At 45.1% G+C, this 10,000-nt stretch carries 7 protein-coding genes and 1 tRNA gene; 4 read left to right on the plus strand and 4 right to left on the minus strand.

The features are described 5' to 3' along the window. Both LDL18_RS00430 and LDL18_RS00435 read right to left on the minus strand, forming a co-directional pair. A partial coding sequence (locus LDL18_RS00430) for an aminotransferase class III-fold pyridoxal phosphate-dependent enzyme (RefSeq protein ID WP_296505980.1) occupies positions 1-575 on the minus strand: 575 nt, incomplete at its 3' end. 233 nt (positions 576-808) lie between these two features. After that, positions 809-1,501, minus strand: coding sequence for a GcrA family cell cycle regulator (locus tag LDL18_RS00435; RefSeq protein ID WP_296505981.1), 693 nt, complete (start codon positions 1,499-1,501; stop codon positions 809-811). Between the two features lie 151 nt (positions 1,502-1,652). Here LDL18_RS00435 and LDL18_RS00440 point away from each other — a divergent pair, with 151 nt between their 5' ends. Continuing rightward, entirely contained in the window at positions 1,653-2,474 is an 822-nt protein-coding gene (locus tag LDL18_RS00440; protein WP_296505983.1) for an ABC transporter permease, read from the plus strand. 90 nt (positions 2,475-2,564) lie between these two features. Here LDL18_RS00440 and clpA read toward each other — a convergent pair whose 3' ends face one another. Continuing rightward, positions 2,565-4,886 carry an ATP-dependent Clp protease ATP-binding subunit ClpA gene (gene clpA, locus LDL18_RS00445; RefSeq protein ID WP_296505987.1) on the minus strand — a complete coding sequence of 774 codons (2,322 nt, stop codon included), beginning with the start codon at positions 4,884-4,886 and terminating at the stop codon, positions 2,565-2,567. Between the two features lie 685 nt (positions 4,887-5,571). Then, positions 5,572-5,645 (minus strand) — tRNA-Gln (locus LDL18_RS00450). A gap of 203 nt (positions 5,646-5,848) precedes the next feature. Between LDL18_RS00450 and LDL18_RS00455 the strand changes: the two genes are divergently transcribed. The 3 genes from LDL18_RS00455 to LDL18_RS00465 all read left to right on the plus strand — a co-directional run bounded on the left by LDL18_RS00455 (position 5,849) and on the right by LDL18_RS00465 (position 9,885). Continuing rightward, complete coding sequence (locus tag LDL18_RS00455) at positions 5,849-6,952, plus strand: Ppx/GppA phosphatase family protein (RefSeq protein WP_296505992.1); 1,104 nt, start codon at positions 5,849-5,851, stop codon at positions 6,950-6,952. Beyond that, positions 6,949-7,614, plus strand: coding sequence for an RlmE family RNA methyltransferase (locus LDL18_RS00460; protein ID WP_296505994.1), 666 nt, complete (start codon positions 6,949-6,951; stop codon positions 7,612-7,614). Before LDL18_RS00455 ends, LDL18_RS00460 begins: the two co-directional genes overlap by 4 nt. An 867-nt stretch (positions 7,615-8,481) precedes the next feature. Further along, complete coding sequence (locus LDL18_RS00465; RefSeq protein WP_296505996.1) at positions 8,482-9,885, plus strand: EAL domain-containing protein; 1,404 nt, start codon at positions 8,482-8,484, stop codon at positions 9,883-9,885. Positions 9,886-10,000 lie beyond the last annotated feature (115 nt).

Genomic DNA, 10,000 nt, shown 5'->3' on the forward strand with positions numbered 1-10,000 from the left:
GGACGGATCCCCCCTTCACCCTGAATAGGTTCAACAAGGAAACCAGCTGTCTGATCATCGACTGCCGCTTCGGCTGCCGCCAGATCATTGAATTCTACAACTTGGAATCCGGGCAATAACGGTTTGAAACCATCAACCATTTTTGGCTGATTAGTTGCCGAAATCGTACCCATTGTCCGACCATGGAAGGCATTGGAGAAGGTAATCAGTTTAAACCGTTCCGGATTGCCATTAGCGTAATGAAAACGACGTGCCGTTTTAATCGCACATTCAATGGCTTCTGCACCGGAATTGGTGAAGAAGACGGTATCGGCAAAACAATGGCTTAATAAACGTTTGGCAAAGGCTTCACCCTGCGGCGAACCATACATGTTTGAAACATGCATCAAGGTTGCAGCCTGTTCTTGAATGGCCTTGACCAAATGCGGATGACCATGCCCCAGAATATTAACAGCAATACCTGAAGCAAAATCCAAATAGCGTTCACCCTGCTCACCGAAGAGATAGCAGCCTTCGCCTCGAACCGGACGGACGGCACAACGAGGATAGACAGGCATTAACGGCGTTATGGCCATAGTTATTCTCCCTATCAACTAGGCCGGGCGCTGGCATAAGGCCGCGTCAGGCATAGAAAATCTAACCAAGAAAAAAGGCAGCCAATTGGCTGCCAATAGTCAAAATTTATACGCACAGGATTTCCAAGGTGCAACCCGTATCACCTAACTTTTTTCAGAAATCCTGCCTTCGTTTTAATACGGGGAAAATCATCTTTTCCCCGTATCCCATCCTTTTCATCCTGTTATCGGAATTATGAACGATTCTGTGGGAAAGGAATTGTCGGCGTTGGCCGGCGATCACGACGTGGCAACTGCGCCTGATAGGCGACAGAACAATGTTCGAGACAATAAGGGAATCCCGGATTGACCGGCTTGCCACAAAAATGGAAATCAGGTTCCCCCGGATGCCCCATAGGCCAACGGCAAATTCGGTCAGTCAAATCCAAAAGCGAAGTTTTGTCCGCAATTTCAGGTGACGGTTTGGCCGGAACAAGGCGGCGCGGCGGTGCCGGTGGAATGGGCGCTGTTTGTTCACCCGGAACCTGACGCTGGAATCCACCAGGACCGATAGAACGGATAACGGGTGCCGGTTCAGGTTTTTTCTCGGCCACAGGGGGCGGAGCCACAGCTTCTACAGCTTTCACGCTTTTAACAGTTTCTTTTTTATGAAGCTCTTTACGCGCTTCGTTGACAACCGGCGCGACCGTCGGATTTTTGCTTACCGAAGGCGTTGCCTCTTCTTTTTCTTTATGCCCATGATCGGCAGCTTCAGCATGATCGCTGTTTTTCACAGGAGACGGGCGCGCCTGTAACCCCAAACGATGGGCTTTCCCGATCACAGCATTACGGCTGACATCGCCTAGCTTTTCTGCAATCTGGCTAGCGGTATCGCCGGCTTCCCATAGCTTTTTAAGCTGCTCAATTCGTTCTTCGGTCCAGGCCATTTAACTCCTCACGATCTCTTAATCCATCAACCCGACAAGCCGGTTATTTCCACGTTATCCCGCTTAAGGGAATGTAAATTCTTTCTGACTCCAGACGATTCCAAGCAGGAACCCACTTGCAGCTAAAGCCAACAAGCTTTAGCGAACAGATATGGTCAAACTGTCTTCTGCTAGTCAACGCCCTTTTGGTAAAGCCATAATAGCCTCTATCAATTGGGAAGGTCTTTATGCCCTTTATGTGAAGGAGGTAAGACGCTTCTTCAAGGTTCAGATGCAGACAATCTGGGCTCCCGTTGTTTCGACTTTGTTATTTCTGGTCATTTTTACCGTTGCATTGGGAGGCGGGCATAAAACGTTGGGTTGGGACTTTGCTGCATTTGTTGCCCCCGGCCTTATTGCCATGGGCATGATGCAAAACGCTTTTGCTAATGCCAGTTTCTCACTTTTAGTGGGTAAAATGCAAGGGACTATTTTAGATTATCTGATTCCGCCTATCGGTACCAAAGAAATTATTACCGCTTTAACCGGTGCCGCGATGACACGGGCGTTTCTAGTTGGTTTCTTTTTATGGGTAGCCATGGCCTTTTGGCCAAACGTCCATTACATCCCTAATCATCCGCTTGCCGTCTTGTTATTCGGCTTTTTCGGGGCGATGATGCTGGCGTTAATCGGACTGCTTACATCCATATGGGCGGATAAATACGACCACGCGGCCTCGGTTTCCAATTTCGTTATTCAGCCGCTAGCCCTTCTTTCTGGCACTTTTTATTCTGTTCACAGCCTGCATGGCTTGTTCTATTGCTTCAGCACATGGAACCCGTTCTTCCATGTCATTTCTGGCTTCCGTTATGGTTTTTTAGGGGTAGCCGATGCCAATATTTTTGAAAGCGCTGCGATTGTGATCGCCATTGACGTTATTCTTGGCAGTATCGCCTATCTTCTGATCGCGCGGGGCTGGAAGCTCAAATCCTGATATTACCCAATATCTAAGGTCACCTAATAATAAAAAGCGGGTTCTTTCGAACCCGCTTTTTTAAAAGGATTATAACCTTACGCTATAGGGTCAAGATTCATCCAGCGTTTCACTGGCTTCCTTCCCTTTTTTGGGCTTTTTACTCACAGAAGGCGCACCTGGGACAATTTCAAAGCTTGGCTCATTCTCTTTCAGGTGAACCTTGACCTCGCCCCCATCAACCAACTTTCCAAAGAGCAATTCTTCTGCCAAAGGCTGTTTGATCTTTTCTTGGATCAAGCGTCCCATAGGACGGGCGCCATAGAGACGATCATAGCCTTTTTTGCCCAACCATTCTCGGGCTTCATCATCAAAGGCAATGTCGACTTTGCGATCAGCCAACTGGATTTCAAGTTCAAGAATAAACTTGTCCACCACCCGCTGGATCATTTCTGGCGATAGATAACCAAAGGGAACCACCGCATCCAAACGGTTGCGAAATTCCGGCGAGAACATCGTTTTAATAGCCTCGAAATCCTCCCCTTCTCGTGTCAGATCACCAAAACCGATCGTCTCGCGAGCCATGTCAGAAGCACCGGCATTGCTGGTCATGATCAAAATGACATTCCGAAAATCGACCGTTTTTCCATGCGGGTCGGTCAGTTTACCGTTATCCATCACCTGCAACAAAATATTGAACAGATCAGGATGTGCCTTTTCAATTTCGTCCAGCAACAAGACAGAATGCGGATTTTGCTCGATTGCATCGGTCAACAGACCACCCTGATCATATCCGACATAGCCCGGAGGCGCACCGATCAAGCGGCTAACCGAATGACGTTCCATATATTCGGACATATCAAAGCGTTTCAGCGGGATACCCAGCAAGGAAGCCAACTGACGAGCAACTTCGGTTTTACCAACCCCCGTCGGGCCCGAAAACAGATAGCTACCAATCGGTTTATGCATTTCCCGCAAACCGGCACGGCTTAATTTGATCGCTGAAGCCAAGGTCTTGATGGCTTTATCCTGACCAAAAACAACCCGCTTCAAATCGGTTTCAAGATTAGCCAAAATCTGGCTATCATCATTCGAGACCGTTTTTGGCGGAATCCGCGCCATCGTTGCGACGACAGCTTCCACATCCTTGGCCGAAATAATCTTCCGTCTCTTGGATGGCGGCAACAGCATTTGCGCTGCGCCCACTTCATCAATCACGTCAATAGCCTTATCCGGCAGCTTGCGGTCATTGATATAACGGGCGGACAATTCCACCGCTGCACGAATGGCATCCGAGGTGTAACGCACACTATGATGCTCTTCGAAAGAAGGCCGCAAGCCGTTCAGAATTTTGACGGCATCTTCGACAGTCGGTTCAACAACATCAATTTTCTGGAAGCGACGTAATAAAGCGCGATCCTTTTCAAAGTGATTGCGAAATTCTTTATAAGTGGTCGAACCAATGCAACGGATAGTCCCACTGGACAAAGCCGGTTTCAAAAGATTCGAGGCATCCATTGCCCCACCCGAAGTGGCGCCAGCGCCTATAATCGTATGGATTTCATCGATAAACAAAACAGCTTTCGGCTGTTTTTGCAGTTCGGTTACGACTGCTTTCAGTCTTTCTTCAAAATCCCCACGATAACGGGTTCCAGCTAGCAATGCCCCCATATCCAAAGAATAGATAACGGTATCCTTTAGGACTTCCGGCACCTGATCTTCGATGATTTTACGGGCAAGACCTTCTGCAATCGCGGTCTTACCAACCCCCGGATCACCCACATAAAGCGGGTTATTCTTGGAACGGCGGCATAATATCTGAATGGTACGATCAACCTCGGCCGAACGACCGATCAAAGGATCAATACGTCCGACTTCGGCCTTTTCATTCAGATTGACCGTGAATTGCTTCAAGGCGCTTTCGTTCTTTTTAGAAACCTCTGATGGCCGCTGCTGGGTCTTTTCTTCTTCGGCCTGATTATCCGCTGCGACCCCGCCCTTTCCAACACCGTGGCTTAAAAAGCTGACAGCATCCAACCGGCTCATATCCTGCTGTTGCAGGAAATAGACAGCATAGCTCTCTCTCTCGGAAAAAAGGGCGACCAAGACATTGGCACCCGTCACTTCATCCCGACCAGAAGACTGGACATGCAAAATAGCCCGCTGAATCACGCGCTGGAAACCGCTTGTAGGAGAAGGATCACTGTTGCCTTCTATCTTCAAAGCATCCAGTTCGGTATCGAGATACGTTGTAAGAGAACGCTTCAATTCTGCGAGATCGACACCGCAACCCGCCATCACTTGCGAAGCATGTTCATCGTCAATCAAGGCGAGCAGCAAATGCTCAAGCATGGCATATTCATGATGACGACGGCTGGCAATAGCCAAGGCATTGTGAAGTGTTTGCTCAAGGGCTTTGGCAAAAGATGGCATATTCCCACTCCCTATTCCTGATGCATCGGATAAAATCAGATGCCTAAATAAGCTCGTCTTATCGAGTATATTGGTATGGCATGATTATTTATCAATACAATGAATTATCAATAATCGAAAAATAAACAGTTACAATTTTTAGAATTTGAAAGGCTATCGATCTGGCTTTTTATTGCCGCCTGTATGTCGGTTTCAGCCATCAAATACTCCTCGGATGAAAGCAAGATAGAGCCAGAACAGCCCGCAGGAGAAAACACAGCCCCAAGCCCATCGCGTTCGCCATATGTTTTCAGGGGCGATATGATTCCACGGAAAAGGAGGGTTCACGTTCCGCTATCAGGAGTCAATAGATGTCTTGGTAAGAGGAGGAAAAGATATCACCAGATTCATGGCTTGCTGACCTAGCGCGAGTATCAGCAGAAATAGAGATAATTTAAACCAGAAATCACAAAAGAAAGAACAAGCCTTATTTTAAAATAAAATTATCGTCATAAAATAATAAAAAAATTCTATTTCAAGGAATGTATCTGAATAAATAGGAATATATCTTCTTAAAATTGGAAGAATATATTTATTATGAGGCAATAAAATGAAATATAAATAAGCCCTATTAGCATTATTCTATGAAAGCATAATGACTCTAATAATAGGAAGGATAGTGATTTATTTTAAGGGAGGTTTTGATTGGATGCCCCGTGTGGATTCGAACCACAATTGACGGAGTCAGAGTCCGTAGTCTTACCTTTAGACGACGGGGCAACTTTCGTGCTGCGAACTAATGGTATCTAGCGAGGCTGTCAAGCCTATTTTACAAAATACTTCTATTTTTTATTCCCATTCACTTTATGCCGACCAAGGATAATTAGACCGCTCATGCTTGCCGCAAGCCCCCCGTATCTATACTATCCCTTGTAACAAATCGGTAATTTTGCCGTTTAATCTACCATTAGGACAGGACGATCATGGCCCCACCTCTATTCAGGGCCGTTCCGACTTTTAGACAACGGTCGGGCGGCCGTTATCTGACCGATTCCAGTTTAGTGGCCGACCCCCAAAATACGTTTAACCTGACTCGTCCCCGCGTTTATGGTGCGCTTGATCTTGGCACCAATAATTGTCGTCTGTTGATTGCCCGTGCTGAAAAGCATGATTTCATGGTCGTTGACGCTTTTTCCAGAATAGTTCGTCTTGGGGAAGGTCTAGCGGCCAGCCATCGGCTTTCTGATGCCGCTATTGATCGTGCTTTGGCTGCACTTAGTGTTTGCGCTGAAAAATTAAGAAAACGGAATGTTTTCTTGGCACGTTCGGTTGCGACAGAAGCCTGCCGCCGCGCCTTGAATGGTCGCAACTTTGTGCAGCGGGTTTACAAAGAAACAGGTTTATTGCTGGAAATCATCTCGGCAGAACAAGAAGCCCAGTTAGCGGTTCTTGGCTGCCATATGCTTTTAACAGAGAAAGACGTCCCTTCCCTGATTTTCGATATTGGCGGTGGTTCGACAGAGCTCATTCTTACCATGAGCGACCATAATGGCCCCAAAGTGCTCGATTGGGTTTCCGTGCCATGGGGGGTTGTTTCCTTGACTGAAAGTCTGGGATACCGCGGGAATAGTCTAGCAGATAGGAAGCAGGCCTATCAGGCGATGAAGGAACAGGTCAAAAAACTGTTTCTTTCTTTTTCTGATCGCCTCAAAAAACAAAGGCTTACCCCGCTAAGCTTGCTGGGGACAAGCGGTACAGTCGCCACATTAGGCAGTATTTATCTGGAATTACCGCGTTACGATCGCCGCATGGTAGATGGATTGATCGCCCCAACGGCGGCATTACGCCAGATCAGTAAACAGCTTTCCTTAATGTCGATTAAAGAAAGGGCAAAAATCACCTGCATCGGGGAAGATCGGGCAGATTTAATTGTTGCTGGCTGCGCGATTTTAGATGCCATTGTTGAAATATGGCCAATAAATGCGGTTCATATCGCTGATAGGGGTATCCGCGAAGGTATATTGCGTGACCTGATTGCCCGTTATGGCTATTGCAGCAGACCCTTTAACCGAGAAAGATTTCTATGAAAACGCCGGGACATCAAAGAGTAAAAACAGCCAGAAGGCGAACTGCCGCTTCGACCCGCTGGCTAGAGCGCCAATTAAACGATCCTTATGTTCAAAAAGCACAGGCCGAAGGCTATCGCTCGCGCGCGGCGTTTAAATTGATAGAATTGGATGAACGCTTTTCTTTGCTCAAAAATGCCAGACGTATCATTGATCTGGGGATTGCTCCCGGTGGCTGGAGTCAGGTAGCTAGAAAAAAAGCACCTCAAGCTAAAGTCGTTGGTATTGATCTTTTGGAAGCCGCGCCCATTGAAGGCGTAACTATTTTCCAAAATGACTTTACTGACCCAGAAGCCCAGAAAAAACTTATCGAAGCCTTGGGTGGTGCAGCCGATCTTGTTTTATCCGATATGGCTGCAAATACTATCGGTCATGCTCAAACTGATCATTTAAGAACGATGGCCTTGGTTGAAGAAGCTGCTGTTTTTGCCAGCGAAACCCTTCGAGAAGGCGGCTCATTTGTTGCCAAAGTTTTGGCAGGTGGTGCGGATAAAGACTTGGTCGCTTTGTTGAAGCGCCTTTTTGGTCAGGTAAAACATGCCAAGCCCCCTGCCAGCCGCAAGGAATCTTCGGAATGGTATGTTATTGCCCAGAATTTTCGTGGCGAAGCTTATCAAGGATAAGTTAACATTTGGAATTTTTAGGCAAAAAAATCGATTTCTGTAATAAATTTTATTGAAAATAATCTAGAGTCCCGTAATATCTACTCTAATATCTTGTGAGAAAAATTACTCTTTACGCCCTAATAAAATAACAATCTATATATTCGGCCTGCCTATCAAGTAAATCTGTCTCCAAAAAGAGCGCTTTTGATAGAGCAGGCATATCAGGAACCGCCTGTCATGCTTACCAAAAATAAAGCTGTCAAACATGGCAGGCGTTATTTTCCACGACAGAAAACGGTTCTTCTCTACCGATTGCGGCACCGCCTCAAAAATTACTTTATTCAGCTTGGAATTTTAAAAAATCACGCATCCAATATCAGATATTGTAAATTCAATATAAAGTTTCAGACGATTTTAACGTTATCTTTAATGTTCACTTTTATCTCGGTGAACAATTATTCCTTGTTGAAGATTTTAATAAATTACTTCCACAAAAGTAATCTTATTATAATTGTGCTGGCGGTAAGTTTTTGCAGTATGCTACTCTTTGGGCACCATTGCCGGAAACATAAGAATAAGACCAGTTTACCTCCAAATCCGACCAATTTGTTCCGATTTTTAGCTCAACTCGTTTTTGTTATTTTTATAACCATTCCGGTTTGCCTTTATACCAATGCCGATCGGAACAGTATTTTCAATGATATTGTCTTTCCTTTTATCCCGACGATCATTTTTGGTTTTTTCTGCATTTACCGCCTAAAAATAAGCTCTTTCATTGTCTTTTTTACCAGCCAGTTCATCTATTTTTTAAACTTATTTCATTTTATCCCACCAAAATTTTCGGCTTTTTTAGAAGATATCGAATTTTTCTTTTGCAACGCCATTTTGCTTTATCTGTTCGAAGCCTACCATCTTTCATCATGGTTCTCTTCACAGAAAAAGGACAATACGGAATCTCCGCCACTTCCTTTGCTCGCGATAGAAAAAGAAATCGAGCAACAGGCTAGTTGCTATGACTCAACCACCGGTTTGGCAAACCGGCGGCAATTTTTTGTTGACCTTCAAGCGGTCAATTCGCCTTATAGAGACGATAGCATTCCTTTCTCGATTGGGATTATTGATATCGACGGTTTTAAAAGGATCAATGAAATCTATGGCCACGATGTCGGAGATTTTATCCTTGATAAGATCGGTCACAGATTATATCTGGCGCTCCGGCATAAAGCGCTGGTTTACCGGATTGGTAATGATGAATTTGGCTTTATTTTGCCGGGCGACAAGGAAAACACAATCCTCAATCAAGAGATTGCCTCTATTCTTGACGCGATTTCTCATCCGATTTCGGCGCGAAATAATCAAATCGTTATCAGTTGTTCAGCAGGCTGCGCGCGTTCCTATTTTGGCACAGCTAACAGTACACAACAAATATTCGAACATGCCGATTATGCGCTCTATTATGCAAAAGAACAGGGCGGACAAGGCCAAATTGTGGTCTTTGATGTCAATCATGAATTAAAATTAAAAGAACTAGCCCTTATTGAACGGGCTTTGGAAAAAGCAGATTTTGATAAAGAATTCTTTATTCAATTTCAGCCGATTATTGATTCCCGTAATGGTGGAATTATCACCTTCGAGAGTCTGGCACGTTGGGATAGCCCCGGCTTAGGTAGGATTGCGCCTGATAAATTTATTCAAGTGGCAGAGCAAACAGGTGCGATCATTCGCCTAACCCCTATTTTGTTTAAAAAGGCATTAAACGAAGCTAAAAAATGGCCTCATTCGATCAAACTTTCCTTTAATTTGTCTGCACATGACATTTCTCATGAAAAACAAATCAATCTTCTGCTCGATATTTTAAAACAGTCGAATATCGACCCAGAACGAATAGAATTCGAATTAACCGAAACAGCGGTCATGCATAATTTTGCAGCCGCCTTTGATAACGTCAAAAAACTTCAGGCGGTCGGTGCCAGTATTGCCTTGGATGATTTTGGAACCGGATATTCCAGTCTATCCCACCTCCAAAATTTCCCTTTAAATAAAATCAAAATCGACCGCAGTTTTGTGACTAATCTCGAATATAACAATCGGAATTATAAGATCATTAAATCGATCATCATCCTTTGCCGAGAGATCGGTTTGGATTGCGTAGCCGAAGGCGTGGAAGATAAAGAAAAGGTTGATCTTCTCGCTCATCTCGGTGTCTATCTTATTCAAGGGTATTATTACTCTTCACCCCTTTCGGCGGAATCAGCGCAAGTTTACATTAGAAACCGCCCCAGAGTATAAAGCCTTTTCTTAAAAAGACGCATGAGCAAGCGCATAGACACTTAAGGCATCCAGAATTTCACCTGCCCAAAAACCATAAAAGCGATGTTCTGCCGGTTGCGGTGAATAGCTTCCC

Origin of the sequence: Zymomonas sp., assembly GCF_020216885.1 — a bacterium.
Taxonomy (GTDB): domain Bacteria; phylum Pseudomonadota; class Alphaproteobacteria; order Sphingomonadales; family Sphingomonadaceae; genus Zymomonas.

Bases quoted from the DNA above. Each gene is read 5' to 3' on its own strand.
- LDL18_RS00435 (WP_296505981.1), bottom strand. From the start codon at position 1,501: ATGGCCTGGACCGAAGAACGAATTGAGCAGCTTAAAAAGCTATGGGAA.
- LDL18_RS00440 (WP_296505983.1), top strand. From the start codon at position 1,653: ATGGTCAAACTGTCTTCTGCTAGTCAACGCCCTTTTGGTAAAGCCATA.
- clpA (WP_296505987.1), bottom strand. From the start codon at position 4,886: ATGCCATCTTTTGCCAAAGCCCTTGAGCAAACACTTCACAATGCCTTG.
- LDL18_RS00455 (WP_296505992.1), top strand. From the start codon at position 5,849: ATGGCCCCACCTCTATTCAGGGCCGTTCCGACTTTTAGACAACGGTCG.
- LDL18_RS00460 (WP_296505994.1), top strand. From the start codon at position 6,949: ATGAAAACGCCGGGACATCAAAGAGTAAAAACAGCCAGAAGGCGAACT.